This window comes from Streptomyces sp. NBC_01515 (assembly GCF_045040345.1).
In the GTDB taxonomy this organism is placed as follows: Bacteria; Actinomycetota; Actinomycetes; order Streptomycetales; family Streptomycetaceae; genus Streptomyces.
In genome coordinates this window covers 9,329,734-9,356,145 of the sequence record NZ_CP109416.1, presented here as the reverse complement: position 1 = coordinate 9,356,145, position 26,412 = coordinate 9,329,734, and the positions used below count along the sequence as shown (strand labels likewise).

The window sequence follows — 26,412 nt, the reverse complement described above, 5'->3', positions numbered from 1 at the left end:
GGCGCGGGGAACTGCGCGACCAGCCCCCGCCGGGCCCGCAGCCGAACGACGGCTCACCGCAACCCCCTCCCCGTCTCCAGCACCTCCCGCGCCTGTGTCACCAGACCATCCGCCCCGCACGAACGCGCCAGCGTCAGGCCCTTGTTGATCTCGGCCACCGACCGCGCAGCGATCCCGTACTCGACCCGCGCCGCCGCATGCTCGTACTGGCACGGCGAGGACTCCAGGTAGGCGACGGCCTGCGCCGCGAGGCGGACTGCGCGCTGCCCCGTTTCCAGTGCGGCGGCGCAGCGGAGGGCCTCGCCGATCGCCGTGTCCGTGCCGAAGTGCTCGGCCTGGCGGCGGGCGTCGGAGGCGAGTTGGGCCGCGCGGGTCGGGTCCTCGACGGCGAGGGCGCGGGCGAGGTCGACGGCCCAGGGGACGAGGACCGGGTTGTGATGGCCGCGTACGGTCGCCGCCTTCGCGGCCTGTTCCAGTTCGTTGATGCCGTCCTTCGTGCGGCCGACGGCGAGCAGGAGCCGGCCGCGCACGCAGCGCGGGTCGGGCAGCACGATGGTGGAGGGGTACGGCGGTGCGAAGCCGTACTGTTCGGCGGTCGCCCAGGCCTCCTCGACATGGCCGCGGGCGAGCAGCGTGTCGACCAGGTTGCAGGTGGCCGACCAGTACAGGGGCAGTCCGCGGCCGACGCGCTCGGCGAGGCGCAGGGACTCGCGCAGCGAGATCTCGGCGTCGCGGAGCCGACCGCGCCTGCGGTGGCCGAGGCCGATGTAGGCGTGCGCCAGGGAGAGGTGGCCGCCGCTCCAGCCCGCGGTCACGTAGGCGCGCAGGGCTTCGTTGTACAGGCTCTCCGCGCGGTCCAGGCGGTCGGTGTACGCGTACGCGCTGGCGAGCATCATGAGGATCTCGATGCCCCACTCGGTGTCGGTCCAGCCGAGTCCGGGGGCGAGCCGTCCGTTGACGAGGGCGCGGTCGCAGACCTCGACGACCTCCTCGGCGTTCTCGCCGTGGGTCATGGCGTCGAAGCCGCGCAGGATCAGCAGGGCCCGCTCGGAGTTGTCCCGGCCGGCGCAGGTGCCGGCGAGTGCGGCGAGCCGCTCGGAGCGTCCCGGGGAGATGCCCTCGCCCGCGTGGATGCCCTCCCACATGAACTGGACGGCCTGGAGCCGCATCCGGGCGGCGCCCGGTTCGTACCGGACGGCCTCCGCCTCGACGGTGCGGACGGCCTCCTCCAGCTGGTTGTTGTGGATCAGGGCCTGGGAGAGCCGGAAAACGGCGTCCACGCGTGCGTGGCCGTCGAGTCCGGGCATGCCGAGGGCGGTCTGGAGGTGGCCGATGGTGGTGGCGGGCGCGGTGAGCAGGGTGGCGCAGCCCAGTTCGAAGAGCACGTGCGCGTGGGTCTCGGCGAGCGGCGGCTCCAGGAGGGCGCGCTCCAAACAGCGGCGGGCGGCGTCGGGGGCGCCGATGGAGAGGTGTTCGCGGGCCGCCTCGCGCAGCTGCTCGACGAGTTCCTGGTCGTCGTCCGGGTGCACCTTGAGGAGGTGCCGTGAGGCGGCGGCCGCGCCGAGCCCGGAGTCGGTGACGACCTGGGCGGCGATGCCGTGCATGGCCGTACGGACGCCGCCCGGGATGGAGTCGTAGACGGCGCTGGCGATCAGCGGGTGGACGAACTCCAGCTCGCCGGCGCCGGCTTGGGACGCGGCGGGGTCGGGTGCGGTGAGGATGCGGGCGGTGCGGAGCAACTCGGCGCAGCGGCCCGCCTCTTCGCGGCTCATGGTGGCGAGCTTGGCGACCAGGCTCACGGAGATGCCGGTGCCGAGGATGGCGGCGGCCCAGGCGAACCGGGTGGCTTCGAAGCCCAGGTCGTCCAGACGGGCGACCAGTCCGCCGCCGCGCGCGGAGCGGTTGAGCTCGCGCAGTTCGGTGGCCGCGTCCTCGACGGGGTCGAGGCCGCTGTCCTGGACCTTGGCGAGGAGTTCGACGGTCTCGTACGGGTTGCCGTCGGTGACCGCCCACACCTCGCGGCAGAACGCGCCGTCGGCGTGCGGGCCGAGGGTGGCGCGGGTGAGGCCCGCGGTGGCCTTCGGGGTGAGGGATTCCAGGACGGTGACCGGCGGTCCCGCCGCCGCGGCGATCGCGTCCAGGTAGCGGGCGCTCTCGCCGCTGACCTCGCCGGGCCTGCGGGCGACCACGAGCAGGACGGACAGGTCGTCGAGGCGTTCGGCGAACGCGGCGAGCCAGCGCAGGGTCTCCTGGTCGGCCCAGTGGGCGTCGTCGACGATCAGGACCAGCGGCCAGACGCGCTTGGCGAGGCGGCGCACCGCGGCGACCAGTCCGTCGCACACGCCCTGCGGGTCGGGCTGCCGCTCGCCGGGTTCGGTGACGCCGAGGGCGGGGCCGGCGATGTCGTACCAGTCGCCGAGGTACTCGCGGATCTCCTCGGGCATCAGCGAGATGAGGGCGGGTTGCAGCAACTGCCGTACGACGTTGAAGGGGACGGACCTGAGGGTCTCGCCGCCGCGGGCCTGCCAGACCGCGCAGCCGCGTGCCTCGGCGATGCGGCGGGTCTCGGCCAGGAGCGCGGTCTTGCCGAACCCGGCCTCGCCACGGACCATCAGCAGGCTGCCCGAGGACGACTCGTCGGCGCGCAGCCGGTCGATCGCCTCCACCACACCGGCGACTTCCTCGTCGCGCTCCCACAGGGAGGCCGAGGCGGCCTCCGGAGGCCGTTCCTCCGTCATCCCGATACCTCCCCAGTAGCCCGAACGACGTACAGCCCTTGAGCGTAGCCCTCCGGATGCCGATGCGGAGGCCGGTCCGGGGAGCTGGTGCCGCAACGGGTGACAGCTGGGCTCATAGGCATGACGAGCAGTCAGAAGGCGCCGGAACAGGGCCACTTTCGATCAATCCCGTAACGCTGGGGACATCGCCCACCAAGCCTGTGGATCAGCGCCCTTCGGCCGGCATGGGCATGCACGAATCAACTCAGGCGTCCGCGGTCACCCACCGGAAGCTGATCGAGAACCACCCGGGCGGGAGCACCGCGGCCGGATCCTCTCATCCCCCTTTCACCGACGCCTCATACGGTAGGGGCATGACGCAGGTGACTCCCCCCGGGTGGTACCCCGATCCCGGGCAGACGAATGACGGTCCCACCGCCGAGCGCTGGTGGGACGGCAAGGCATGGACGGACCGCACCCGCCCCGCCGGGTCGGGCGCCGAATGGGGTCCCCCGACGGAGCCGCCGTACGGCGGGGCGTATCCGGCGTATCCCGCCCAGCCCCCGGCCGCGCCGCGCCGCAATCTGCGCACGGGCATAGCCGTGGGCGTCGCGGTGGCGGTCCTGACCGCGATCGGTGTCGGTGCGTACGCGCTGTCCGACAACGGCAGCGGGAACGGCACCCAGGCCGGCAACCAGCAGGCGCCGAACGGCCAGGGCGGCCCCGAGGGGCAGGGCGGCACGGGCAGTTCCGGTGGGACCGGCGGCCAGAACGATCCCTTCGGCGGGTCCGGCGGGACGGGTGGTTCCGGTGGGACCGGTGGTGCGACGCCCGCTCCCAGCCAGTCCGCGGAGCCGAAGGTCAAGGCCGGCGGAACCGTGATCGACTCGCTCGACGGCATCAGCTTCACCGTGCCGTCCGACTGGTACGGCCAGGTCATCCAGGTCGGTGCGTCGGTCACGTCGAACACGTCCTACAAGTGCCCCGGCAACACCGCCCAGACCTGCACCAACGGCGGGGCGTACTCCTCGCCCGCGGTGGTGCTGGGCACGAAGGGCAGCACGGCGGAGGCGGTCGCGAAGGCGGACATCGCCGCCAACGCGAAGGAGTCCTACGGCGGTACGACCTACGGCAGCATCACCTCCCACGAGGTCCTCGCCTCCAAGGCCGTCACCGTGGCCGGGCAGAAGGGCTACCTCGTCCGCTGGAAGGCGATCACCAGCAAGGGCGCCGACGGCTATGTCGAGTCGCTCGCGTTCCCGTCGCCGGCCAGTACCGGTCAGATCGTCGTGGTCCGCTTCGGTGTCGACGTCGGCCAGAAGCAGTCCGTGATCGACGAGATCACCGCGGGCATCAAGGTGGCCTCGGGCACCAGCGGCGGCGACGGACAGAAGATCTGACCCCTCGCCGTGGACCGGCCGGCTCCCCGGACACCAGTCGGCCGGGTGGGGCGCCTCTCCGCTCAAGAGGAACCCCACCCGGCCGGGGGGTGCGCGCCGCCCCCGTCCCCACGGTGCGGCGCGAGCAGGTCACCGTCCAGTCATCCCACGGACGGCGACCTGGTTCTCAGGTGAGGCCGAGTGCGGGCAGCACCGCGGCCTCCACGAATCTGACGAGGTAGTCGGGGTCGGCGTAACAGCCCTCCAGGACGGGGCGGGCCCGCAGGACGCCGAAGATCTGGGCGGGGACGTACGGCAGCGCCGGATGGTCGGCCGGGATCTCGCCGCGTTCCACACCGCGGCGCAGGATGTCCTCCAGCGCGGCGATCTCGGGATGGACGAGCGCCTCGCGCACCGCCTGGGCGAGTTCACTGTCCTGGATGACGGCGTGGCCGAGCGCCGAGACGAGTTTCGTGTCCTTCGCCGACCAGGCGCCCGCCGCCCGCGCGGCCTGGCGCAGGTCCTCCGCGAGCGAGCCCGTGTCGATGCCGGTGAAGTGCACCCGGCGGTTGGCCCGCAGCGCCGCCGCGACGAACTGGGGCTTGGTCCCCCACTGCCGGTAGAGCGTGGACTTGCTGCACCGGGTGCTGCTGGCGACGCCCTCCATGCTGACGGAGTCGTACCCGCATTCCCGGATCTGTTCGAGCACGGCGTCGAAGAACTCCCGCTCACGCTCGGGCGTGATCTTGGAGCGGCGCGAGGCGGCGACCGTGTCCGGTGCGTCCTCAGCCTGCGACGTCATGGCTCGTCTCCTCGCTCGGTCCGCGGACCCGGGGTCCGCTCTCCAGTGTGTCTCGTTTCGCTATCGATACGCCAGTGTACCGGTACTCCGCCGTATCGGTACCCGCCCGTATCGGTACACTGGCGTATCGGAACGAACTCGTACCGATGAGTTCGGGCCGCGAGCCGGGTCACAAGCCCTGCCTGCACCACCACACGCACCACCGTCAGCGAAGGGGCCGGGGGATGAATGCCCGCACCGAGCCTGCAGAGAAGGGGACCAGCGCGATAGCGCGGCCCCCGCTCGTCCGTGAGCTCCTGCTCGTCGCAGGACTCTTCCTCGTCTACAAGTTCGGCCGCCAGCTGGCGACGGGCCACACCGGTGAGGCCCTGCACAACGCCCGCCACGTGTGGGACCTGGAACGGACCCTGCGCCTCCCGAACGAGGGCTCGGTGCAGTCGGTACTGCTGCACAGCGACACCCTCGTGCACATCGCGAACACCTTCTACGCGACCGTCCACTTCCCGGCCACCGTCGCCTTCCTGGTCTGGCTGTACCTGCGGCGCCCCGCGCACTACGTCTGGGCCCGCCGAGTCCTGGCCACTGTCACCTCGGCCGCCCTGGTGCTGCCCTTCGTGTTCCCCCTCGCACCCCCGCGCATGCTGGCCGCGACGGGCCTGGTCGACACCGCCAAGGTCTACGGCCCCTCGGTCTACGGCCCGCCGACCAGCGACCACCTCTCGAACCAGTTCGCGGCGATGCCCTCGCTGCACTTCGGCTGGGCCCTGATGGTCGCGATCGGCCTGATCGTCGCCACGCGGTCCCGCTGGCGCTGGCTGTGGCTGCTGCATCCGCTGGTCACGCTGACGGTCATCATCGGCACGGCGAACCACTACTGGCTGGACGCGATCGTGGCCACCGCCATGCTCGGCATCGCTCTCGCGTTCATCCACCCCCCGCACCGCACGGCGACGACCGCCGGGCGCGGACGGCCCCAACTCGCCGCAGAAGAACCGGTTCTCGTCGGAGCCGGCCGATGAACGCCACCCTCGTCGCCGTCGTCCTGTCCCTGTTCTCGGCCGTCGCCTACGCGGCGGCGGCCGTGGCCCAGGAACGGCTGGCGTCCCGCAACTCCGACGCGGGCATGCTGCGGCTGCTCGCCACCGGATCCTGGTGGGGGACGGTCGGCCTGAACGCGTCGGCCGCACTGCTGCACGTCGTGGCCCTCAAGTACGGCCCGCTGACCGTCGTACAGCCGCTGGGAGCTCTCACCCTCGTCGCCGCCGTCCCGATGGGCGCCCGGGTGGCCGGTCGTCGGGTCACCACGGTCGAGTGGCGGGGCACCGCCCTCACCCTGCTCGGCCTCTCCGCCCTGCTGGTCACGGCGTCCGGCCCCCAGCCCGACCAAGTCCTCACCGTTCCCCAGGCGTTGGCGGTCGCGGGCGCCACGTCCGCACTGATCGGCCTGCTGGCCCGACGCGGCGCGAAGCCCGGTCTACGGCATGCCTCGGCGTCCGGTGTCGCCTCAGGGGTGGCCTCCGCGCTCACGCAGACCGTGACGGTCGCGGCGACGGACCGTTCGGGTCCGCTGCTGAGCATGCAGGTGGTCGGAGTCGCCCTGCTGGTCGCGGTGTTCGCGGCGGGCGGGCTGCTGCTCTCGCAGACCGCCTACCGGGGCGGCCTCGGTGCCCCGCTCGCGGTGGTGACCCTGGCGAACCCGGTGGCCGCCGCCGCGATCGGCCTCGCGCTGCTGGGCGAACGCCTCCAAGGCGGCGCGGCCGGCATCCTCCTCGCCCTGGCGGGAGCCGGCATCGCGTCCTGGGGCGTGGTCCTGCTGACCCGGGTGACACCCGCCGTACCGCTGCTGCACGAGTACGACGGCCACGATCACCCCGTGGCCGCCGTCCTGGCGCTGGAACCTCAATCGGCGTCCGCCGAACCGGCGTTGCTGCCCCGGCAGCCGGACCGGAAGTCCGCGCCGGGGCATCTCACCGCGCTCTGACCGGGATCAGCCGAGGCCGCGCGAGTCCTGCTTGAGCGCGGTGTCGACGGTCAGGGCCGTCGCCACCACCAGGCTCAGCAGGGGCTCGGGCAGCTGGTAGTGGATCTGCAGGACGTAGTTGTCCGCGGTGGTGAACATCGTCTTGGCGAGGCCTTCCCAGGTCTTCGTGATCCGGGCCACCTCGTTGTCCGCGTGGTCGACGATCGCGAAGTTCCACGCCCGCCAGTTCTCCGCCTTGATCGCGCCGATCTGCTGACCATCCACGTTCAGCGCGAAGTTGATCTTCCCGATCATGTTCTGCTGCACGATCTCGCCCACCGGCGAACCGTCCGGACGGGACACGATCACCCTGGACTTCATGATCTTCGCCGGCCGGGTCAGCACCAACTGCGGCTGCCCGTACGCGTCCCGGATCTCCAGCCGGTGGGTCATGAACTGGTCGAGGCTGGAGACGAAACGCAGCGCCTTCTTCAGCGTGCTCTGGCCGACCTCGTCGACCGAGCCGATCACATTGCCGTTCTGATCCATGACCTTGTACTCGTTGGTCAGCTCGATCAGCTTGGCCTTCTGGTTCACCACGAGCACCGGCTCGGTGAACAGGCTGCCGCCGCCGGGGCCGCCCCCGGCGACCCCGGCCTGCTGCTGCACCTGCTGCTTCACCTGGCGCTGGGCCCGCGGATCCGGCCCCGCCTGCTGCTGCGGCACGGCCTGCGGCTGCTGGGCGGCCTGGCCCTGCTGGTCCGCGTTGGTGTGCTCGGTCCACTTCACGCCGTCCCAGTACCGGAGGGTCTGGGGCGCTCCGTGCGGATCCGGGTACCAGCCTGCAGGTGTGTTCGAATGCGTGGTCACCGGGGCACACTACCGCGAGTGCCCCGGAAAACAACCGGCTTCACAAAGCCCCTCAAGCGGTCGCGATCGCGGGGTCGCTGACCCCCGGCCGGCCGTTCTCGACATGTCCGGCGAATCGCCGCAGGAACGTCGCGTCGCCGTCGGAAGTGACCGTCAGGTCGTACCACCGCTTGCTCGCGCCGAGGTCGACGGTGTGCCGTACGGTGGCGCCCGCCCGTACCTTGAACGTCTGCGCCCGGCCGCCGTAGCCGCTCACGACCTTCAACTGCACCGTCCCGGAGCCCTTGTTGGTGAAGGTCAGCTCGACGTCGTCGCCGCAGTTGCGCGCGGTGACCTCGGGTCCAGCGGTCTTGCCCGGACCCTTGAAGGCGCGCAGGAAGCCGTTCGGGCCGTGCACGGTCAGGTCGTACGAGCCGTTCGAGTACGCCGAGTTCCAGGCGTCCGAGACGGACTTGCCGGCCTCGGTGGTGTAACTCCAGGGCCCGTCCGTGCGGTTGGCGGAGGTGACCAGGAAGTTGGCGCCGGCCTTCGCGCCGGAGGCGAAGGTGAGCGTGAACTTCCCGGCCGCCGTGTCCGCCGAACCGTCCACCGTGGCCGCGTACTTGAGCGGCCGGGCCGGGCGCAGTCCGCGTTCCTGCTTGGGCAGCACCGGGTTGGCGGGCGGGGTCGGCACGTAGTCGGGGTGACGGTTCTTGTCCGGCGGCTGGTAGCCGTCGGTGCCCGGGAGCGAGACCTTCTTGACGTCCTTGTGGGAGAAGTCGAAGGCGGTGGTCAGGTCGCCGCAGATCGCGCGCCGCCAGGGCGAGATGTTGGGCTCGTGGACACCGAAGCGGGTCTCCATGAAGCGGATGACCGAGGTGTGGTCGAAGGTCTCCGAGCAGACGTAACCGCCCTTGCTCCAGGGCGAGACGACGATCATCGGCACGCGCTGGCCGAGGCCGTAGGGACCTGCCGGGTTGGTGGCGTTGCCCTTGAAGAGGTCGGGGCCGACGTCGACGGTCGACTTGCCCTGCGCGGCCGAGCCCGGAGCGAACGGCGGGAGCAGGTGGTCGAAGAAGCCGTCGTTCTCGTCGTAGGTGATGAACAGGGCCGTCTTCGCCCAGACCTCGGGGTCGGAGGTCAGCGCGTCCAGGACCTGGGAGACGTACCAAGCGCCGTAGTTCGCGGGCCAGTTGGGGTGCTCGGTGAAGGCCTCGGGGGCGACGACCCAGGAGATCTTCGGCAGCGTGCCGCCCTTGACGTCGGCCTTGAGCCGGTCGAAGAAGCCCTCGCCCTTGGTGGCGTCGGTGCCGGTGCGGGCCTTGTCGTAGAGCGGGTCGCCGGGCTGCGCGTTCTGGAACTGCTTGAAGTACAGGAGCGAGTTGTCACCGTAGTTGCCGCGGTACGCGTCCTGGATCCAGCCCCAGCCGCCACTCGCGTCGAGGCCGTCGCCGACGTCCTGGTAGATCTTCCAGGAGACCCCGGCCTTCTCCAGCCGCTCGGGGTACGTCGTCCAGCTGTAGCCGGCCTCGTCGTTGCCGAGGACCGGGCCGCCGCCGACGCCGTCGTTGCCGGTGTAACCCGTCCACATGTAGTAGCGGTTGGGGTCGGTGGAGCCGATGAACGAGCAGTGGTAGGCGTCGCAGATGGTGAAGGAGTCGGCGAGCGCGTAGTGGAACGGGATGTCCTCGCGGGTCAGGTAGGCCATCGTCGTGGAGCCCTTGGACGGCACCCACTTGTCGTACTTGCCGCCGTCGAACGCGGCGTGCCCGTCGTTCCAGCTGTGCGGGAGGTCCTGGATGAACTGCAGGCCCAGGTCGTTCGCCTCGGGGCGGAACGGAAGGATGTCCTTCGTGCCGTCCGACTGGTACCAGACCGGTTTTCCGTCCTGCCGGGTCACGACCGGATGCGGGTCGCCGAAGCCCCGGACGCCCCTGAGCGAGCCGAAGTAGTGGTCGAAGGACCGGTTCTCCTGCATGAGGACGACGATGTGTTCGACGTCCTCGATACTCCCCGAGCGGTGGTTCGCCGGGAGTGCGGCGGCCCGCTCGATGCTGTTCGAGAGTGCCGTGAAGGCCGTGGTGGCACCCGCGAGTTGGAGAAAGCGACGCCGATTGACTTCGGACATGGGTGAGGCACCTCTCATCCTGACGCGCGGCCGGCCGGAACATGGCGAAATGCGCGCGGTGCGAGTGTTCCAAGAGCAACAAACGTCAGGGAAGGGTCTGGTGGCGCCCATGTGAAACTCGCCCGTACGTGCGGGGGCGGCTCCGCACCGCCGACCGCGTCACGTCGTGGCGAGGGCCTCGGTGGGGGTGAGCCGGGAGGCGCGGATCGAGGGGTGGACGCCGGCGGCCACGCCGATGAGGACGGCACCGGCGAAGCCGCCCGCGACGGCGGGGAGCGGGATCACCGGGGGCCGGTCCTGGTAGGTGGCGCAGGCGACGGTGGCGAGGATGCCGAGCAGCGTGCCGGCGAGGCCGCCGAGACAGGACAGGGCGATGGACTCGGTGAGGAACTGGCCGCTACGGCCCCGATCTTCAGACGGCGTTTCCCGCGCCGGGGACGGGCGTCGTCGTTGTCGTCGCTGGTCGTGGTGACTGCTGGTACGCCCTCAACTCGCAGTCGTGGTCGAGCCTGTCCTGCTGGGCCCGGGTCGGGGTGGACCCGCCGTCGCGGTTCCAGCCGGAGCCGTCGGCCGGGCCCTTGACCTTCAGGCCGCCGTCGTCGAGGCACCTGATGTACGTGCGGAAGTCGTCCAGGTAGTGCGGGTTCTTCGCCGGGTCCAACTCCGGTGGCTGGAGCGGCTTCTTCACGAGGCAGGCCTTGTAGGCGGCGGCGTTCTTGGTGGCGCCGCCCCCGGGGAACCACTGGCTCGAACCCGGCTTGTGCCCGCCGAGGACACCGTGGTCGCGCAGGCAGTCGAAGTAGACGAACGTCAGCCGGTCCTGCTCCTGCCGGGAGGTGTCCAGCCGCAGCTGCGGGCGACCCGATTCGTCGTCGACATCCGGCCTCGCCGACCCGCCCCTCGCGGCCGGGCCGGCGACCGAGGCCACGCCATGGTCGTCGGACGCCGTGCCCCCGCCGCCCCCGCCACAGGCCACGAGGAGGCACAGTGCCGCCGCCGCGCCCGCCCCCGACGAGGACGGCGGAGCGCCTTCGGCGGGTGAGTTTCGACATGGCCGCACCGTGGCCGGAGGATATGAAGATCCTGTCAGACCGCCGTCAGACTTCTGTCTGGTGTCGCGGCGCCGACCTTAGGGTGAGCCGCGTGAACGCATATGTCCTGGTGGCCGAGGACGACGTCAAGCAGGCCGAGGTGATCCGCCGCTATCTGGAGCGCGAGGGCCACTCCTCCCTGGTCGTCCACGACGGGCGCGCGGCCATCGACGAGGTCCGGCGCCGGCGGCCGGATCTGCTCGTCCTCGACGTCATGATGCCCCTGGTCGACGGGCTGGACGTGTGCCGTGTGCTGCGCCGCGAGTCCGATGTGCCCGTGCTGATGCTGACCGCGCGCAGCACGGAGGAGGACCTTCTGCTCGGGCTCGACCTCGGCGCCGACGACTACATGACGAAGCCTTACAGCCCACGGGAGTTGATGGCCCGCATCCGCACCCTGCTGCGGCGGGCGCGGGGCACCACGGCGGCACCGGACGATCCCGTGCTGCGGATCGGCGCGCTCGCCGTCGACCCGGTCCGCCGTACCGTCGAGCTCGACGGACGCCAAGTGGTGTGCACGCCCGGGGAGTTCGAGATCCTCGCGGCGATGGCCGCCGAACCGGAACGGGTCTTCACCCGCCGCCAACTCCTCGCCCTGACACGGGGGTTCGACCGCTACATCACCGAGCGCACGATCGACGTCCATGTCCTGAACCTGCGCAAGAAGATAGAGGCGGTCCCCCGCCGACCGGCCTATCTGCAGACCGTGTACGGCGTCGGCTACAAGCTCATGGACGGAAGTCGTGCGCGCTGAACCGGAGTTGGGGACCCCGGAAGGCAGCGGGCCGAAGTCCAGGGCTCGCGTCCGGGCCAAAGTGCCGCTGCGCAGAAGCCTGTTGGTCCGCCTGCTCGCCACCTCCGTGATGATCGCCGTCTGCTCGGTCGCCGCCACCGCCTGGCTGGCCGCCCGCACCACCAGCAGCGCCATCCAGCGGGAACAGGGCCAACTCCTGTCCTCCGACACGGACATCTACGACACGCTGGTCGGCTACGCAGCCGCCCACCCGAACTGGAACGGCGTCGCCCCCACCCTGCGCCCCCTCGCCGAGCGGACCGGCCGCCGTATCACCCTGACCACCCAGAGCCGCCGTACGATCGCGACCTCGTCCACCGCTCCTGCCGCTGCCGCCGCCCTCCCCACCCGGGCGTCGGCCGTCGTCGACCCCCTGCACACCGACCCGGCGCTGCTGCCGGACGCCGGGGCGAACCGCATCGACCCTCGCGCCGTCGGCCCCTACCGGCTGACCACCGCCGAGCGCGCGAGCCTGTCCGGCCGGGCACACAAACTCCTCGCCTGCCTGGGCGGCCCGGGCGCCGGCGCCGCCTTCCACTTCACCTCCGCCAACACGACCCGCATCGCCGGTGTCGCCGGGCTGATGCTGCTGGTCACCGTGGCCGTCACCGTCGTAGTGGGCACCCGCCTCGTCCGGCCGTTGCGCGCCCTGGCCGACGCCGCGCGCCGCCCCGTAGAGGAACATCAACGCGTACCGGTCACCACCAACGACGAGATCGGCTACCTCGCCGCCGCCTTCAACGACCTCACCCAGCGCCGCGAACGCATGGAGGGCCAGCGCAAGGCGATGGTCAGCGACGTCGCCCATGAACTGCGCACTCCGCTCAGCACCATCCGCAGCTGGCTCGAAGCCGTGCAGAACGGCATCGCCACCTCCGACCAGGCACTCGTGGACTCGCTTCTCGAAGAGGCGCTGCTGCTCCAGCACATCGTCGACGACCTCCAGGACCTCGCGGAGGCCGACGCCGGTCAGCTGCGCATCCACCCCGAACCCCTCCTCGTACGCGACCTCCCCGTGTGCCCCCCTGTGAGCCCCTCTCAGCGCCCGGCTTCCGGCGGCGGCAGGCGCATCCCCGCGAGGTCCGCCGGGACCGGGGTGTCCGGGCGGAAGAACGGTTCCGAAGGGCCGTCCTGCGCGTTGGCGGGGGCGTCCGTGAGCCGGAACCGGTCGCGCAGCCTGCCGTAGAAATCCGTCGGGCGGAGGCGGACCAGGCGGACGCGCTGGGGGGCTCGGAAGACGCCGATCCAGTCGCCGGGGTCCAGGACGCCGCGGAGTTGGCCGTCGACGCTGACGATGGCCTGGCCGGAGTGGGGCAGGACGCGCAGGCCGATCGGTTCGTCGGGGGCGGCGATCACGCTGCGGTTGAACGTCATGTGCGGGGCGATCGGGGTGAAGACGAGGGCGTCCATGTGGGGCGAGAGGACAGGTCCGCCGGCGGCGAAGCTGTAGGCCGTGGAGCCGGTCGGGGTGGCTACGGCGAGCGCGTCGGCGGAGTAGGTCGCCAGCAGTCGTCCGGCGAGGTAGACGCCGACGCCGACCTGCCGGTCGCGGGCGAGTTTCTCCAGGACGACGTCGTTGAGCGCGGTGACGTCCAGCGCGCAGCCCCAGCCGCCGCCCTCCGTGGTCTCGGGCCGGACCCGCGGCGGCGGCAGGGCGGGACCGCGGCCGTAGCGCAGCAGGGCCTCCATCTCCTCGGGGATGTCCAGCGGGCGGGAGGCGCGCATGGTCAGCGTCATGCGCTCCTCCACGATGGCCCGCCCCTCGTGCACGGCGTCGAGGGCCTCGGCGATGTCGCAGGCCGGGACCTCGGTGAGGAAGCCGACCTTGCCGAGGTCGACACCGAGGACGTCGGCCCCGCTCTTGACGGCGATGCGGGCGCCGCGCAGGAAGGTGCCGTCGCCGCCGAGGGTGACGACGAGGTCGGGATTGCCCGCGGCCTCGGCCTCCTCGCGTCCGGTCCGGCGGTGCTGGTCCTTGCCCCAGACGTCGATCTCGGTGCAGCGGACGTCGTGCGCCTCGCTCCAGGCGTGCACGGCCGCCGCCGCGTCCCGGGCGGTCTCACGTCCCTGGTGGACGACGAGGCCGATACGACGTACGGGCATGGGGTCCTCCGTGGAGTGCGGTTACGTGCGTGGGGCGTCAGGCGCCGTGCGTTCGTCGGGCGGGACCAGGCTGAGCACGATCTTCCCGCGCGTGTGCCGCCGCTGCACCTGCCGGTAGGCCTCCTGGACCTCTTCCAGCGGATACACCTTGCTGATGGGGACGGCGAGTTGTCCCTTGGAGACCAGTTCGGCCGGTTCGGCGACCAGTTGAGGGGTGAAGACGTCCTCCTGGGCCCTGCTGCGTACGCCGTAGCGGGCTACGGCCCGGCCGTCGGCGAGGGTGTTGATGCGGTGCGGGGGCACGCCCAGTTCGATGGCGATGTCGACGTTGCCCTGCCCGAAGGTGTCGACGAACGCGTCGATCCCGTCGGGTGCCGCGGCCTTCAGCCGGTCGGCGAGACCGGGGCCGTGCTCGACGGGGACGACACCGAGCGAGCGCAGGAAGTCGGCGTTGTGCGGTCCGGCGGTACCGATGACCGTCGCGCCGCGCAGCCGCGCGAGCTGCACGGCGAGGGAGCCGACCCCGCCGGCCGCGCCGGACACCACGACCGTGTCCCCGGCCGTCGGTTCCACGGCGTCCACGGCGGCCCATGCCGTCACCCCGACCGCCGACAGGGGCGCCGCGGTTTCCCAGTCGATGTCGGCGGGCTTGGGGGCGAGGACGTCGGCGGGCGAGACGACGTAGTCGGCCTGCGCCCTTCGGGGCAGGTAGCCGATGACCTCGTCGCCGACGGCGAACTCGCTTACGCCGTCGCCGAGTTCGGCGACCCAGCCGGCGAAGTCGTTGCCCTGTCCTTCGGGGAACACGGCCGACCGCATGTCCGCGAAGACGCCCTGCCGGATGCCGGCCTCGCCGGGGTTGACCCCGGCGACGACGACCCGGACGAGTACTTCCCCGGGGCCCGCCTTCGGTCGCGGCACCTCGACGACCTCCAGCACCTCCGGGCCGCCGTAGCGGGAGAATTTCACTGCTCGGGGCATGGTCGAGTCTCCAGTGTCCGGGGGATCCGGTGGGCTTGCAGCAGGTTCCGCGGGCTTACAGAAGGTACTGCCACTTGGTCATGCGGTCCTGGAGATCGACGGTCGGGCCGTCGAGCGTGAAGGTGCCGTCGCCGCGGTGGTGGAACAGGCGCGGGGCGGGCTGCGTTGGATCGGTCCAAGCCCGCACCGGCTCCAGGAGGAACAGGCTGTAGGGGGCGACGAGGCCGGTGTCGGCGACCCTGCACTCGATGTTGGCGAAGCACTCGGCGACGAGCGGTGCCTGGACCTGCTCGCCGTCCACGGCGGTCAGGTCGAACTCCTCGAACTTGTCGACGTCCGCGCCCGAGCAGTTGCCGATGTCGACGACGGTGGCCGCCAGGTCCGCCGTCGGGACCGAGACGACGCACTCGCCGGTCTCGACGAACGCCTCGTAGCTGTGGTCCCAGGGGCCGATGGTGCACGCGATCAGCGGCGGGGCGTGGCGGACCGTCATGTTGAACCCGTTGGTCATCACGTTCGGGACGCCCCGGTGCCGGGTGGTGACCAGGATGACGGGACCGGGTTCGATCACCCGGTGCACCTGGTCCAGGGGGTGGGGCCGAAGGTCCTTCACGGTGATCATGTCCGCTCCTGACGCCGTACGGAGCGCGTCCCGGCGGCGGGGCCGGCGCGCTGTCCGCCGGTTCGAGTCTCGGCAGACGGCGCGCCGGTATGAAGGCCGCGGTTTTCCTGAGCGCGGGAGGACCAGTCTCGGCTTACGTGCTTGTGTTCGCCCGGGCCTACGTGTTCGCGTTCGCGCCGGCCTTCTTCGGCCCGGTGGCCAGCGCCCGCAGCGTCTCGAAGGCGGTCGCGGTCGGACTGGCCGGTTCGGCTTGGTAGACGACGAGTTGCTGATGCGGGGCGCCGTTGACCGTGAACGCGGCGAAGGCGATGTGTAGGTCGCCAACGTCCGGGTGCCTGAGGTGCTTGCCTTCCTGGGACTTGCTCTTGACGTCGTGCAGCCGCCAGATCCCGGCGAACTCCTCGCTCTCCGCGGAGAGTTCGTCGACCAGCTCGGCGATCCGGGCCGATTCGGGATCGTGGCCGTAGGCGGCCCGGAGTTCGGCGACACAGGAGTGCGCGGCCCGGTCCCACTCCTGGTAGAACTCGCGCCCCGCCGGGTCGACGAACACATTGCGGGCGAGGTTGTCGAACGCGTCGAACCCGCTGTGCAGCGCTGTGGCAAGGGAGTTGCCCGCGAGAATGTCGAGCGCCGGGCCGAGCACGAACGCCGGAGTGTGCTCCCAGCCGTCCATCAACTGCAGCAACTGCGTGCTGACTTCCGCCTCGCCCCAGTCGTGTGGCCGCTGCGAGGGCGTCAGACAGAGCCGGTTGAGATGGTCGGCGGACTCCGCGTCCAGCTTCAACGCCTGCGCTACGGCTTCCAGGACCTGCGGGGACGGGCTGTTCTCGCGTCCCTGCTCCAGCCTGATGTAGTAGTCGGAGCTGACTCCGGCGAGCAGTGCGACCTCCTCCCTGCGCAGCCCCGGCACCCGGCGTCGCCCGTACTCGGGCAGACCGACGTCCTGGGGCTTGAGGGCCTCGCGGCGGGCCCGGAGGAAATCACCCAAAGGGGTCCCATTGCTCATGCGGCAAGACTAGATGTTTCTCGATCGTTGAGAAGAGCCGCTCGTGCACGAACGCACCAGGTTCCACACTCTTCACACAGCGTGATTCACCACCCGGGCGACCTGCCCCGCAGCTCCTCCGCGCCACCCCGGGAGCCGTGATCCTGGGTGCGACGCACCCACCGTCGGCTGAACTTCTCCGGGTGTATTCCGCCTAGCCTCGACGGTATGTACACCGACGACGTGCGCCCCGACCCGGTTGAAGGGCTGGGTCGGTTCCTCCGCTCCCGCCGGGAGCGCGTCAGCCCCGCCGACGTGGGGCTGGCCGGCTCCGGCCGGCGACGGGTGCCCGGGCTGCGCCGCGACGAGGTCGCCGCGCTCGCGGGAGTCAGCCCGAGCTACTACAGCAGACTCGAACAGGGCCGTGAACTCAGCCCGTCGGTACGGGTGTTGGAGGCCATGGCCCGTGTGCTGCGGCTCGCGGAGGAGGACCGGCTCGAACTGTTCCGGCTGGCGCGCCCCACAAACCGTCGTACGAAGTCGCCGTCCCGCGTCGAGCGGGTGCGCCCGCATCTGCGGCAGCTGATCGAGAGCTGGACCAGGACCCCGGCCTTCATCGTCGGCCACGCCCAGGACCTGCTGGCCACCAACGCCCTGGCCGACGCTCTCTACCGGGACTTCACCCAGCGCGACAACGTGCTGCGCATGCTCTTCCTGGACCCCGCGGCGAAGACGTTCTACCGGAGCCCGGAACGGGCGAAGAACCGCGCCGTCGCCGATCTCCAGCAGTCCGCCGCGAGCACGCCCGAGGATCCCCGCATCCTGGAACTCGTCGGCGAACTGTCCGTGCGCAGCCCCGAGTTCCGCTCGCTGTGGGCCCGCGAGTACACCCGGGTCCCGCCCTACGAGGTCAAGCAGATGCGCCATTCCGTGGTGGGGGACCTGGAGCTGCGGCATGAGGCGCTCACCATCCGCAGCGCGCCCGGGCAGCAGCTCGTCATCCTTCAGGCCGAGTCGGGCTCCCCCTCGGCGGACGGCCTGGCCCTGCTGGGTTCGCTCAGCGCGCCCGAGGTGCAGGACGCGCAGTAATGTCCCGAGGTTACGAATTACCGGGAGTTACAAATTACCGGGAGTTGTGTTACCGGGAATTACGCTCGACCGCTCCCAGTATCCGGTCCAGGAAATCGCCGAAAAGGCGAACCTCGTCCGAGGTTAGCGGGTCAAAGAAAAGCCGCCGGACGTTCTCCACATGGGTGGGTGCGGCGGCCTCGATCATTTCCCGGCCCTTTTCCGTGAGCCGCACCATCGAGCCGCGGGCGTCGTCCGCGCAGGGCTCGCGCGTGACGAGCCCGCGCTTCTCCATGCGGCTGATCTGATGGGACAGCCGACTGTGCTCCCAGTCGACCTCAGCGCCCAGCTCCCGCGCGCGCAGCACGCCGTCGACGGACTCGGACAGGGGCGCGAGGAGCGCGTAGTCGGCGGCCGAGAGACCCGAATCCCGCTGTAGCTGCTGGTCCTGGGCCCGTTGCAGATCGCGGCGCACTCTCCGGTACTTGGCCCAGACGTCGGCCTGGTCGGGGGTGAGCCATCGCGGTTCGGACATGGCCTCACCGTAGCAGCTTGTTGACATGTCACCGACTTCGCCGGTCACGGCCCGTTCCTGGGTGTGGGACTCCCAGGAAAACCGCTGCCTTCATAGCTCCGCACCGGAGGGACAGACTCGTACTCGTCAACAAGAAATCCCCCACAAGGGGAAGCGACGAAAGAGGTTTTCCCCATGGCTACGTGGTTTGTCACCGGCGCCTCCCGCGGAATCGGCGCGGAAATCGCCCGGGCCGCACTGGCAGGCGGTAACAATGTCGTGGTCGCCGTACGGAATCCTGAGCGGGTGCCCGACGACCTGAAGAAGTCCGACAACGTGTTCGCCGTCGCCCTGGACGTCACGGACAACGGCAGCATCCCGCAGGCGGTCGAGGCCGCGGTGGAGCGCTTCGGCGGTATCGACGTCCTGGTGAACAACGCCGGCCGCGGGCTGCTCGGCGCGCTGGAGGAGATCACCGACGCGGAGGCGCGGTCGCTGTTCGACCTCAACGTCTTCGGCCTCGTCAACGTCACCCGCGCCGCCCTGCCCGTCATGCGCAAGCAGGGCTCCGGCAAGCTCGTGCACATCGGTTCCCGCTCGGGCTTCGAGGGCGAGCCCGGGGTCAGTCTGTACTCCGCGTCGAAGTTCGCGGTCGCCGGTATCAGCGAGGCGCTCTCCGCCGAGATGGCGCCGTTCGGGATCCAGTCGATGGTGGTCGAACCGGGCGTCTTCCGCACCGACTTCCTCGACTCCAGCTCCCTCTCGGTCGCCGCGCACCGCATCGCCGACTACGACGACACCCCGGCCCACGTGACGCTCGACTGGATCGACCGGGCCAACCACGCACAGCTCGGCGACCCCGTCCTGGGCGCGGCGCTCATCGTCGAGGTCACCGGCACCGAGAAGCTGCCCACGCACCTCTACCTCGGCCGCGACACCCTGGAGCGGCTGGAGGTCAAGTACCAGCAGGTGCGGGACGACCTGGCCCCGTGGCGCGAGAAGTCCGCGGCCACCGGGCACGACGACGCCGCCGCCTGACGGGCAACGGGCGCCCGGGCCGGAGGAGTTCACACCCTTGGGCCCGACGAGTTCGGGTGCCCGGCCCGGCCACCACCCCACACACCTCTCACACCGGCCGCACCAGCTGCACCTGGCAGACCATCAAACACCCTCCCCATCCAACTGATTGAGGTTCCGTGATGTCTGCTTCCGCCCTGCTCACCGGCACCCCTTTGTCCGGCCGTGTCGCCGTCGTCTCCGGCGCGTCCAGCGGCATGGGCGCCGTCACCGCCGAACGGCTCGCCGAACTCGGCTCCACCGTGGTCGTGTTGGCCCGCCGCAAGGAGCGGCTGGAAGGCGTGGTCAAGAACATCGAGGCCACCGGCGGCACCGCGTTCGCCCTGGCCGTCGACGTCACGGACCGCGCCGCCGTCCAGGCCGCCGCGGACCGGGTCGCCGAGCGCTTCGGCAAGGCCGACCTGGTGTTCAACAACGCCGGTGTCCAACTCATCTCCGGTGTCGAGGAGTTGAAGGTCGACGACTGGCAGCGCCAGATCGATCTCAACATCAGCGGGCTGATGAACGTGATCGCCGCGTTCCTCCCCCACCTGACGGAGTCCGCCGCCGCGGGCAGGCCGGCCGACCTGATCAACACCTCGTCGATCGCGGCCACCCGCATCCTGACGAAGTTCTCGATCTACTCCGGCACCAAGGCGTACATCAGCCACCTCACCCGGCTGCTCCGGGTGGAGCTCGGCCCGAAGATGGTCCGCGTGGCCATGATCGAGCCCGGCATGGTCGACACCGAGTTGCCCAACTCGCCCTGATCATCTGCCTGCTCTGCGGGGTTCCGGTGCCCGGCGCCGTGCTGCTCGGCGGCAAGCTGCTCCTGCTGACGCTCCTCGTCGCCGAGGCCTACGTCTGGTCGCGGCTACGGCGGCTCGGGCTGTCCCGGCGGCAAGCGCTCGTGCGGCTCGTGCCCGAGCGTGTGGCGCGGTACGTGGCGCACGAGGCGCGGATCCTGGCGAGCCTGGTCCGATGGGTCGTACGCCGTCCGCACGGTGTCGGCGAGGCCGACGGGGTCTTCCCGCACGCCCGCGACCAGGCCGCGATGATGTACGGCCTCACGTTCGTGTGCGTGGCCGAGACGGTCGCCCTGTCGTTCCTGCTCGCCCGGTGGCCCGTCGTCCACGCCGTCGTCCTGGTCGTCGACGTCTACACCGTCCTGGTCGTCGACGTCTACACCGTCCTGTTCGTCCTCGGCATGCACGCGGCCGCGGTCACCCGGCCGCACGTCCTCGCCGGGGGTGTCCTGCGGATCCGGCAGGCGGCCCACGTCGACATCCGCGTTCCCGTCGCCCGGATCGCTTCCATCCGGCGCGCGTCACTGTTCACCCACGCGAAGAAGGACGGCGAGCTGAACCTGCCCGTCGGCTCCCAGACCTCCCTCACCCTCGAACTGACCGAACCGGTCAACGCGCCGAAACTCCTCGGCGCCCCGCGCCTCGTACGGGTGATCAGGCTGCACGCCGACGACCCGAAGTCCCTCTACGACACGGTCACTTGGGCACGGACCACACAGGCGCCCGCGCCTCAGGACGCCGACTGAATGTCCCCCCGCGTGGACGACGCGATCGTGTCGCGGTGGGCGAAGTCCCCCGGGGGGATGCCGGGGTGGTGGCCGAGGGGGGTCGAGGGCGCCGTGACCGAGGGGCCGAGGGTGAGGCGGGAGACGATGCGGTAGCGGTCGCCTCGGTAGATCGAGTGGACGTACTCGACGGGCTGACCTGTCGTGTCCGAGGTGAGGCGTTCGAAGAGCAGGGCCGGGGAGAGTTCGGGGACGTCGAGGAGTTCGGCCTCGGCCCGGGTGACGACGGTCGGCTCGATCGCCTGGACCGCCTCCTGGACGTGTACGCCGTGCTGTTCCCGCAGGTGTTCGTACAGGTCACCGGCCTCCAGCTCCTGGGCGGACAGGGTGGGGACCAGATCGGCCCTGATGTGCAGATGCTCGATGGCCATCGGGGCGCCGTCGACCAGGCGCAACCGCGCCACGTACACGACCTCGGCGGCGGGCGAGAGGCGCAGTCTGCGGCCCACCCGGGCACCGGCCGGGACGGTGGTGAACTCCAGCAGACGGCTCGACCAGGCCCCCGCGGCCTGAGGTGCCGTCATGGTCTGCTCGGTCGAGACGAGTTCCTGGGTGATCTTCTCGGGCGCCACGAACATGCCGCGTCCGTGCTCCCTCACCAGCAGCCCCGCGGCGACGAGTTCGTCGACCGCCGCGCGCAACGTCGGGCGGGACACGCCGAGTTGGGCGCAGAGGACGCGCTCGGAGGGGATCGCGTCCCCCGGGTGGTGCGACTCGACGAGGTCGAGGACGAAGTCGCGGACCCGCTCCCGTTTGAGCACCGCACCTGGCGCGTCGGCCTTCATGTCGCACTCCCTCATGCAAGGAACCCCCGGTTGACCACTTGACCAGTTGCCCAATAGTCGCCCGTAATCGCCCTGTTGACCAGGACAGTGTAACCACCGGCGAGCCGTGATTCTCCCGGTCCCGTCCGATTCGCACGCCAAGTCCCGTCACCGCAGAGGGGGTTGACGCACTCATTGGTCTATGCCACCTTCGTCCCCACATCGAGAGGTGAGCTGTCCAGTGGGCTTCACTGGTCAGGTGGTCAGTTCATGTCCTCCAGAGGTGAACCGTGAAGTTCCGCTTCTTCGCCGGCGTCTCCGTGCTCGCACTGACCGCCGGACTGAGTGCCTGCAGCAGCTCCTCCGATTCCGCCGGCACCGGTTCCGGCGGGAACACCACCATCGACGTCTGGCTGATGCGGGACAGCGTCTCGGCGCAGTTCCAGAACGAGTTCGTCAAGGGCTTCGAGGCCGCCCACCCGCACATCAGGGTCAAGGTGCAGATCCAGGAGTGGGACGGGATCGGCGAGAAGGTCACGGCCGCCCTGGCCAGCAACGACGCGCCGGACGTCATCGAGACCGGCAACACCCAGGTCGCCCAGTTCGCGCAGAGCGGGGGGCTGCTCGACCTCAGCGACAAGGTGGACGACCTCGGCGGGAAGACCTGGCTCAAGGGCCTCGCCGAGCCGGGCTCCTACGACGGCAAGCAGTACGGCATTCCGTACTACGCCGCCAACCGCGTCGTGATCTACCGCACCGACCTCTTCAAGCAGGCCGGCATCGACGCGTCCGCCATCAAGACGCGCGACCAGTGGATCGCCGCCACCAAGAAGCTCAACTCCGGTGGCACGCAGGGTATTTACCTGCCCGGCCAGAGCTGGTACACCCTCGCGGGCTTCGTCTGGGACGAGGGCGGCGACCTCGCCACCCAGTCCGGCGGCAAGTGGAAGGGCACGCTGGACACCCCCGAGGCGATCAACGGCATGCGGTTCTACGAGCAGCTCCAGGCGCTCGGCAAGGGCCCGAAGGACTCCGACGAGGCCAACCCGCCGCAGGCCGACGTCATGGCCAAGGGGAAGGTCGCCCAGGTCGTCTCGACTCCGGGCGGTGCCACGGCCGTTGTCCAGGACAACCCCGCGCTCAAGGGCAAGCTGGGCTTCTTCCCGATCCCGGGCAGGACCGCCGCCACCCCCGGCGCCGTCTTCACCGGCGGCTCCGACCTGGTCATCCCCACCGCGTCCACGAAGCAGGGCGCGGCCTACACCTTCGTCAAGGAACTCACCGGCGACGCCTGGCAGAAGAAGCTCGCGCTCGCGATGAGTTACGTCCCGAACAGGACCAGCCTCGCCTCCGCGGTCGCCTCCGACCCGGGCGCCGCGGCGATGGCGGTCGGCGCCGCCGAGGGCCACGCGACACCCAACACCCCGGGCTGGGCCGCCGTGGAGGCGAAGAACCCGATCAAGGACTACATGACGGCCGTCCTCACCGGAGGCGACATCCAGAAGAAGGCGGCCACCGCGTCCGAGGCCATCACCTCGGCGATGAACTCCGGTTCCTGACCTGCCCGTTGCTCATCGGAAGGAGGAACGCCGTGTCGGCCGTCCGAGAACAGACCGCGCCACGTCCCCCGCTCGGCACCGGTCCGTCCCGGCGCTCCCCCGGCCCGGATCCGCGCCGCCCGGCACGGACCGCCGGCCGCGGACTCTGGCCGTACGTCCTGATCGCGCCCGCCGTCCTCGGCACGCTGTATCTGCTCGTGTATCCGCTGATCCGTGCCGTGGTGATCTCGCTGCAGGACTTCGGACTGCGTCAACTCATCGTGGGGCACGCGCGGTTCGTCGGGTTCAAGAACTACGGGACGCTGCTGGGCGACCCGCACTTCTGGGAGGTCGTGCGGCGCACGTTCCTCTTCATGGGGATCAACGTCGTCCTGATCATGACGTTGTCGACGCTGGTCGCGCTGATGGTCGAGCGGCTCGGCCGGTTCGGGCGGACCGCGGTGCTGAGCGCGCTCGTGCTGACCTGGGCGATGCCGGTCATCTCGGCGACCACCGTCTTCCAGTGGCTGTTCCACTCGGAGTTCGGCATCGTCAACTCGGTACTGACGAGGCTGGGGTTCGAGTCCTTCGACCGCTACCCCTGGTTCGCGCACGGGCCGGCCGCCTTCGCGATCGTGGTCGTCCTCGTGGTGTGGCAGTCGGTGCCGTTCGCGGCGATCACCCTGTACTCGGCGCTCACCACCGTCCCCGCCGAGTTGTACGAGTCGGCGCGCCTCGACGGGGCGTCGGGCCCGCGGATCTTCCGCTCCATCACCCTGCCGATCGTCCGGCCGATCTACCTGCTGGTGTTCTCGCTCGAAGTGATCTGGACGTTCAAGGCGTTCGTGCAGATCTGGGTGATGACCAACGGCGGTCCCGGCGACGCCACCACGATCCTGCCCGTGTACGCGGTGCAGACCGCCCTGTCGAGCCAGCGCTACGACCTCGGTGCGGCGGCCTCCATGGTCACCGTCGTGCTGATGTCCGGCGTGCTCGTCCTCTACTTCCGCCAGATGTTCCGCCAGGAGGACGAGCTCGCATGAGCACGACCCGGCCCCGCATTCGCCGCCTGCCCCTGAACGCCGCCGCCGTCCTCACGGTCGTGGTCTGCCTCTTCCCGGTGTACTGGATGGTCGCGACCGCGTTCACCCCGACCCGGGACATCCAGTCCGACAAGCCCCGTATCGTGCCGGAGAGTTGGACCCTCGACCACTTCCGTACCGCGGTCGGTGCCGCCGGTTTCGGTCTGTTCTGGCGCAACAGTCTCCTCGTCACGCTGAGCGCGGTCCTGCTCGCCCTCGTCATCGCGCTGGGCGCCGCCTATGCGGTCGCCCGGATGAAGTGGAAGGGGCGTCGGCAGTTCATGCTGATGGTGTTCATCGCGCAGATGGCGCCCTGGGAGTCACTGATCATCCCGGTGTACATCATCTCGCGGGACACCGACATGCTGGACCGGCTACCGACGCTGACACTCGTCTACTTCATGATGACGCTGCCGTTCACGATCATCGTGCTGCGCGGCTTCATCGGCACGATTCCCCCGGAGTTGGAGGAGTCCGCGCAGGTCGACGGCTGCACGCGGTTCGGCGCGTTCCGGCGGGTGGCGTTCCCGCTGCTGGCGCCGGGACTGATGGCGACCTCGCTGTTCGGCTACATCACGGCGTGGAACGAGTTCACGTACGCCAACTTCCTGATCATCAAGCAGCAGGACCACCGCACGCTGCCCGTGTGGCTGTCCTCCTTCCAGAACGTCTTCGGCACCGACTGGGGCGCCACCATGGCCGCCTCAACTCTGTTCGCCGCGCCCGCACTTGTGGTGTTCCTGCTGCTCCAGCGCCATGTCACCTCCGGCTTCGCGGCCGGCGCGGTCAAGGGCTGAGCCGCCGTACCGCCTCCCCCACACACCCCCGCCCCGCTCCGGAGACGATCCATGCCCGCACAGCGTTCCGTGCTCTCCCTCGTCCCCCGCCCCACCAAGTCGCGGGCCAGGCCAGGGCAGTTCACGCTCGACGCCGACACCGCGCTGCACATCGGCGCGGGCGCCGAACCGGCCGCGGACCTGCTGCGCACCCTGCTCGCCCCGGCCACCGGGTTGCCCCTACCGGCGTCCCCCGAGGGCCGGTTGACCCTCACGCTCGACCCCGGACTGGCCGGTCTCGGCGAGGAGGGATACGGACTCACCATCGCCCCGCACGCCGTACTGCTGCGCGCCGCGCACCTCACCGGAATACTGCGCGGCATCCAGACGATCCGTCAACTCCTGCCCCCGCAGGCCCTGTCGGAGTTCCCGCAGCCCGGCACGGAGTGGCTGCTGCCGTGTGTCGAGATCACCGACCTCCCCCGTCATCCCTGGCGCGGCGCGATGCTGGACGTGGCCCGGCACTTCCAGCCCGTCTCCTATCTGCGCCGGTACGTCGACCTGTTGGCGCTGCACAAGATCGGCGTGTTCCATCTGCACCTCACCGACGACCAGGGCTGGCGCATGCCCGTGTCCGCCTACCCGAAGCTCACCGAGATCGGCGGCCACCGCGCCGAGTCCCAACTGGGCCCCGCCGGAAGCGACTTGTACGACGGTGTCCCGCACGGCGGCTCGTACACCCGGGCCGAACTCGCCGGCCTGGTGAGCTATGCGGCCGCTCGCGGGGTCACCGTCATGCCGGAGATAGAGATGCCCGGGCATGTGCGCGCCGCCCTCGCCGCCTATCCCGAACTGGGCAACAACCCGGAGCGCACCCTCGACGTCTGGACGCGCTGGGGCGTGTGCGACACCGTCCTCGGCGTCCACGACGAGGTCCTCGACTTCTGCCGTACGGTCCTCGACGAGGTCATGGACGTCTTCCCCTCGCCGTACATCCACGTCGGCGGCGAGGAGTGCCCCACCGCCGAGTGGACGCACAGCGTCGCCGCCCGCGAACGGGCCGTGGCACAGGGCCTGTCGAGTCCCGCGGCGCTGCACGGCTGGTTCCTCGGGCAGATCGGCGACTTCCTCGTACGGCACGGTCGGCGTCCGGTCGGCTGGGCCGAGACGGGGGCCGAACTGCCCCTGGATTTCACGGTGATGACCTGGCGCGACGCGGCGCACACCCTGGCGGCGGCGCGCCGCGGCCACCCCGTCATCAGCGCCTATCACCGGGCGACCTATCTCGACTACGCCCAGTCCGAGGACCCGGGCGAGCCCAAGGGCCAGCCCGGCGGCGTCGTCGATCTGCGTGCCGTCCACGCGCACGATCCCGATCCCGAGGACGCCGAACGGGGCGCGTCCGAGCGGGTGTTGGGCACCCAGGCCCAGTTGTGGACCGAGTTCGTCAGGACGCCCGAGCGCATCGAGTACCTCACCTACCCCCGCCTGTGCGCCCTGGCGGACCGGGCCTGGAGCGGCGCGACCGACTGGGCGGACTTCCGTTCCCGGCTCGACGAGCACACGGCCCGCCTCGACGCACTCGGCGTCCGGTACCGCCCCTGAGCTGTCCC

At 70.6% G+C, this 26,412-nt stretch carries 23 protein-coding genes and 2 pseudogenes; 13 read left to right on the top strand and 12 right to left on the bottom strand.

Translation table 11 applies throughout. From position 1 onward, the window contains the following. Positions 1–53: 53 nt before the first annotated feature. Complete coding sequence (locus tag OG407_RS41725) at positions 54–2,738, bottom strand: ATP-binding protein (protein WP_405865522.1); 2,685 nt, start codon at positions 2,736–2,738, stop codon at positions 54–56. 353 nt (positions 2,739–3,091) lie between these two features. On the opposite strand from OG407_RS41725, the gene OG407_RS41720 reads away from it, so the two are divergent. Further along, the gene (locus tag OG407_RS41720; RefSeq protein WP_405865520.1) at positions 3,092–4,117 is read left to right on the top strand and encodes a DUF2510 domain-containing protein; all 1,026 of its coding nucleotides are present in this window, start codon (positions 3,092–3,094) and stop codon (positions 4,115–4,117) included. A gap of 166 nt (positions 4,118–4,283) precedes the next feature. Here the strand turns inward: OG407_RS41720 and OG407_RS41715 are convergent, their stop codons facing one another. Next, positions 4,284–4,898, bottom strand: coding sequence for a TetR/AcrR family transcriptional regulator (locus OG407_RS41715; protein WP_327399906.1), 615 nt, complete (start codon positions 4,896–4,898; stop codon positions 4,284–4,286). Positions 4,899–5,122: 224 nt separating this feature from the next. Between OG407_RS41715 and OG407_RS41710 the strand changes: the two genes are divergently transcribed. Both OG407_RS41710 and OG407_RS41705 read left to right on the top strand, forming a co-directional pair. After that, the gene (locus OG407_RS41710) at positions 5,123–5,917 is read left to right on the top strand and encodes a phosphatase PAP2 family protein (protein ID WP_405865517.1); all 795 of its coding nucleotides are present in this window, start codon (positions 5,123–5,125) and stop codon (positions 5,915–5,917) included. Beyond that, on the top strand, positions 5,914–6,879 hold the full coding sequence (locus OG407_RS41705; RefSeq protein WP_405865515.1) for a hypothetical protein: 966 nt from the start codon (positions 5,914–5,916) through the stop codon (positions 6,877–6,879). The genes OG407_RS41710 and OG407_RS41705 overlap by 4 nt, the downstream gene beginning before the upstream one ends. Positions 6,880–6,885: 6 nt before the next feature. Here the strand turns inward: OG407_RS41705 and OG407_RS41700 are convergent, their stop codons facing one another. The 4 genes and pseudogenes from OG407_RS41700 to OG407_RS41685 form a co-directional block, all read right to left on the bottom strand. After that, a complete protein-coding gene (locus OG407_RS41700; RefSeq protein WP_405865513.1) occupies positions 6,886–7,728 on the bottom strand; it encodes a phospholipid scramblase-related protein in 843 nt (280 codons plus the stop codon). Positions 7,729–7,780: 52 nt separating this feature from the next. After that, a complete protein-coding gene (locus tag OG407_RS41695; RefSeq protein WP_405865511.1) occupies positions 7,781–9,835 on the bottom strand; it encodes a phosphocholine-specific phospholipase C in 2,055 nt (684 codons plus the stop codon). A 159-nt stretch (positions 9,836–9,994) separates the two neighbouring features. After that, positions 9,995–10,222, bottom strand: a pseudogene (locus OG407_RS41690) (ABC transporter permease); the annotation flags it as partial. 25 nt (positions 10,223–10,247) lie between these two features. Further along, positions 10,248–10,763, bottom strand: coding sequence for a hypothetical protein (locus OG407_RS41685; protein ID WP_405865509.1), 516 nt, complete (start codon positions 10,761–10,763; stop codon positions 10,248–10,250). A gap of 215 nt (positions 10,764–10,978) precedes the next feature. On the opposite strand from OG407_RS41685, the gene OG407_RS41680 reads away from it, so the two are divergent. Further along, positions 10,979–11,680, top strand: a complete 702-nt coding sequence (locus OG407_RS41680; RefSeq protein WP_405865507.1) for a response regulator transcription factor — start codon at positions 10,979–10,981, stop codon at positions 11,678–11,680. A 109-nt stretch (positions 11,681–11,789) separates the two neighbouring features. Beyond that, a pseudogene (locus OG407_RS41675) lies at positions 11,790–12,677 on the top strand (histidine kinase dimerization/phospho-acceptor domain-containing protein); the annotation flags it as partial. A gap of 80 nt (positions 12,678–12,757) precedes the next feature. On the opposite strand, the gene OG407_RS41670 reads toward OG407_RS41675, so the two are convergent. The 4 genes from OG407_RS41670 to OG407_RS41655 form a co-directional block, all read right to left on the bottom strand. Beyond that, positions 12,758–13,822, bottom strand: a complete 1,065-nt coding sequence (locus OG407_RS41670; RefSeq protein ID WP_405865505.1) for an NAD(+)/NADH kinase — start codon at positions 13,820–13,822, stop codon at positions 12,758–12,760. A 21-nt stretch (positions 13,823–13,843) separates the two neighbouring features. After that, positions 13,844–14,803: an NADP-dependent oxidoreductase gene (locus OG407_RS41665; protein ID WP_405865503.1), complete on the bottom strand. Its 960-nt coding sequence runs from the start codon at positions 14,801–14,803 to the stop codon at positions 13,844–13,846. 55 nt (positions 14,804–14,858) lie between these two features. Beyond that, positions 14,859–15,425 (bottom strand): flavin reductase family protein, encoded by a 567-nt coding sequence (locus tag OG407_RS41660; RefSeq protein ID WP_405865501.1) that lies wholly within the window; start codon positions 15,423–15,425, stop codon positions 14,859–14,861. A gap of 157 nt (positions 15,426–15,582) precedes the next feature. Then, on the bottom strand, positions 15,583–16,431 hold the full coding sequence (locus OG407_RS41655; protein WP_405865499.1) for a helix-turn-helix transcriptional regulator: 849 nt from the start codon (positions 16,429–16,431) through the stop codon (positions 15,583–15,585). A gap of 207 nt (positions 16,432–16,638) precedes the next feature. On the opposite strand from OG407_RS41655, the gene OG407_RS41650 reads away from it, so the two are divergent. Beyond that, positions 16,639–17,499, top strand: a complete 861-nt coding sequence (locus OG407_RS41650; protein ID WP_405865497.1) for a helix-turn-helix transcriptional regulator — start codon at positions 16,639–16,641, stop codon at positions 17,497–17,499. Positions 17,500–17,548: 49 nt separating this feature from the next. Here OG407_RS41650 and OG407_RS41645 read toward each other — a convergent pair whose 3' ends face one another. Continuing rightward, a complete protein-coding gene (locus OG407_RS41645) occupies positions 17,549–18,061 on the bottom strand; it encodes a MarR family winged helix-turn-helix transcriptional regulator (RefSeq protein ID WP_405865495.1) in 513 nt (170 codons plus the stop codon). Positions 18,062–18,187: 126 nt separating this feature from the next. Between OG407_RS41645 and OG407_RS41640 the strand changes: the two genes are divergently transcribed. From OG407_RS41640 to OG407_RS41630, 3 genes are all read left to right on the top strand, one after another. Beyond that, entirely contained in the window at positions 18,188–19,030 is an 843-nt protein-coding gene (locus tag OG407_RS41640) for an SDR family NAD(P)-dependent oxidoreductase (protein WP_405865493.1), read from the top strand. Positions 19,031–19,191: 161 nt separating this feature from the next. Continuing rightward, complete coding sequence (locus OG407_RS41635; protein ID WP_405865491.1) at positions 19,192–19,818, top strand: SDR family oxidoreductase; 627 nt, start codon at positions 19,192–19,194, stop codon at positions 19,816–19,818. A gap of 26 nt (positions 19,819–19,844) precedes the next feature. Continuing rightward, the gene (locus OG407_RS41630; protein ID WP_405865489.1) at positions 19,845–20,600 is read left to right on the top strand and encodes a hypothetical protein; all 756 of its coding nucleotides are present in this window, start codon (positions 19,845–19,847) and stop codon (positions 20,598–20,600) included. On the opposite strand, the gene OG407_RS41625 is transcribed toward OG407_RS41630, so the two are convergent. Then, on the bottom strand, positions 20,585–21,424 hold the full coding sequence (locus OG407_RS41625) for a GntR family transcriptional regulator (protein ID WP_405865487.1): 840 nt from the start codon (positions 21,422–21,424) through the stop codon (positions 20,585–20,587). The genes OG407_RS41630 and OG407_RS41625 overlap by 16 nt on opposite strands. Positions 21,425–21,693: 269 nt before the next feature. Between OG407_RS41625 and OG407_RS41620 the strand changes: the two genes are divergently transcribed. Genes OG407_RS41620 through OG407_RS41605 form a run of 4 tightly spaced genes read left to right on the top strand, consistent with a single transcriptional unit; the run spans position 21,694 to position 26,404 of the window. Then, positions 21,694–22,962, top strand: coding sequence for an extracellular solute-binding protein (locus OG407_RS41620; protein ID WP_405865485.1), 1,269 nt, complete (start codon positions 21,694–21,696; stop codon positions 22,960–22,962). Positions 22,963–22,994: 32 nt separating this feature from the next. Beyond that, a complete protein-coding gene (locus OG407_RS41615) occupies positions 22,995–23,984 on the top strand; it encodes a carbohydrate ABC transporter permease (protein ID WP_405865483.1) in 990 nt (329 codons plus the stop codon). After that, the gene (locus tag OG407_RS41610) at positions 23,981–24,820 is read left to right on the top strand and encodes a carbohydrate ABC transporter permease (protein ID WP_405865481.1); all 840 of its coding nucleotides are present in this window, start codon (positions 23,981–23,983) and stop codon (positions 24,818–24,820) included. The genes OG407_RS41615 and OG407_RS41610 overlap by 4 nt, the downstream gene beginning before the upstream one ends. A 51-nt stretch (positions 24,821–24,871) precedes the next feature. After that, complete coding sequence (locus OG407_RS41605) at positions 24,872–26,404, top strand: beta-N-acetylhexosaminidase (RefSeq protein WP_405865479.1); 1,533 nt, start codon at positions 24,872–24,874, stop codon at positions 26,402–26,404. Positions 26,405–26,412: the final 8 nt, after the last annotated feature.

What these genes read in the sequence shown, in the direction of transcription:
- OG407_RS41650 (WP_405865497.1), top strand. Translation starts at nt 16,639, where the DNA reads ATGTACACCGACGACGTGCGCCCCGACCCGGTTGAAGGGCTGGGTCGG.
- OG407_RS41665 (WP_405865503.1), bottom strand. Translation starts at nt 14,803, where the DNA reads ATGCCCCGAGCAGTGAAATTCTCCCGCTACGGCGGCCCGGAGGTGCTG.
- OG407_RS41670 (WP_405865505.1), bottom strand. Translation starts at nt 13,822, where the DNA reads ATGCCCGTACGTCGTATCGGCCTCGTCGTCCACCAGGGACGTGAGACC.
- OG407_RS41725 (WP_405865522.1), bottom strand. Translation starts at nt 2,738, where the DNA reads ATGACGGAGGAACGGCCTCCGGAGGCCGCCTCGGCCTCCCTGTGGGAG.
- OG407_RS41655 (WP_405865499.1), bottom strand. Translation starts at nt 16,431, where the DNA reads ATGAGCAATGGGACCCCTTTGGGTGATTTCCTCCGGGCCCGCCGCGAG.
- OG407_RS41695 (WP_405865511.1), bottom strand. Translation starts at nt 9,835, where the DNA reads ATGTCCGAAGTCAATCGGCGTCGCTTTCTCCAACTCGCGGGTGCCACC.
- OG407_RS41605 (WP_405865479.1), top strand. Translation starts at nt 24,872, where the DNA reads ATGCCCGCACAGCGTTCCGTGCTCTCCCTCGTCCCCCGCCCCACCAAG.
- OG407_RS41610 (WP_405865481.1), top strand. Translation starts at nt 23,981, where the DNA reads ATGAGCACGACCCGGCCCCGCATTCGCCGCCTGCCCCTGAACGCCGCC.
- OG407_RS41710 (WP_405865517.1), top strand. Translation starts at nt 5,123, where the DNA reads ATGAATGCCCGCACCGAGCCTGCAGAGAAGGGGACCAGCGCGATAGCG.
- OG407_RS41640 (WP_405865493.1), top strand. Translation starts at nt 18,188, where the DNA reads ATGGCTACGTGGTTTGTCACCGGCGCCTCCCGCGGAATCGGCGCGGAA.
- OG407_RS41715 (WP_327399906.1), bottom strand. Translation starts at nt 4,898, where the DNA reads ATGACGTCGCAGGCTGAGGACGCACCGGACACGGTCGCCGCCTCGCGC.
- OG407_RS41720 (WP_405865520.1), top strand. Translation starts at nt 3,092, where the DNA reads ATGACGCAGGTGACTCCCCCCGGGTGGTACCCCGATCCCGGGCAGACG.
- OG407_RS41660 (WP_405865501.1), bottom strand. Translation starts at nt 15,425, where the DNA reads ATGATCACCGTGAAGGACCTTCGGCCCCACCCCCTGGACCAGGTGCAC.
- OG407_RS41625 (WP_405865487.1), bottom strand. Translation starts at nt 21,424, where the DNA reads ATGAAGGCCGACGCGCCAGGTGCGGTGCTCAAACGGGAGCGGGTCCGC.
- OG407_RS41705 (WP_405865515.1), top strand. Translation starts at nt 5,914, where the DNA reads ATGAACGCCACCCTCGTCGCCGTCGTCCTGTCCCTGTTCTCGGCCGTC.
- OG407_RS41635 (WP_405865491.1), top strand. Translation starts at nt 19,192, where the DNA reads ATGTCTGCTTCCGCCCTGCTCACCGGCACCCCTTTGTCCGGCCGTGTC.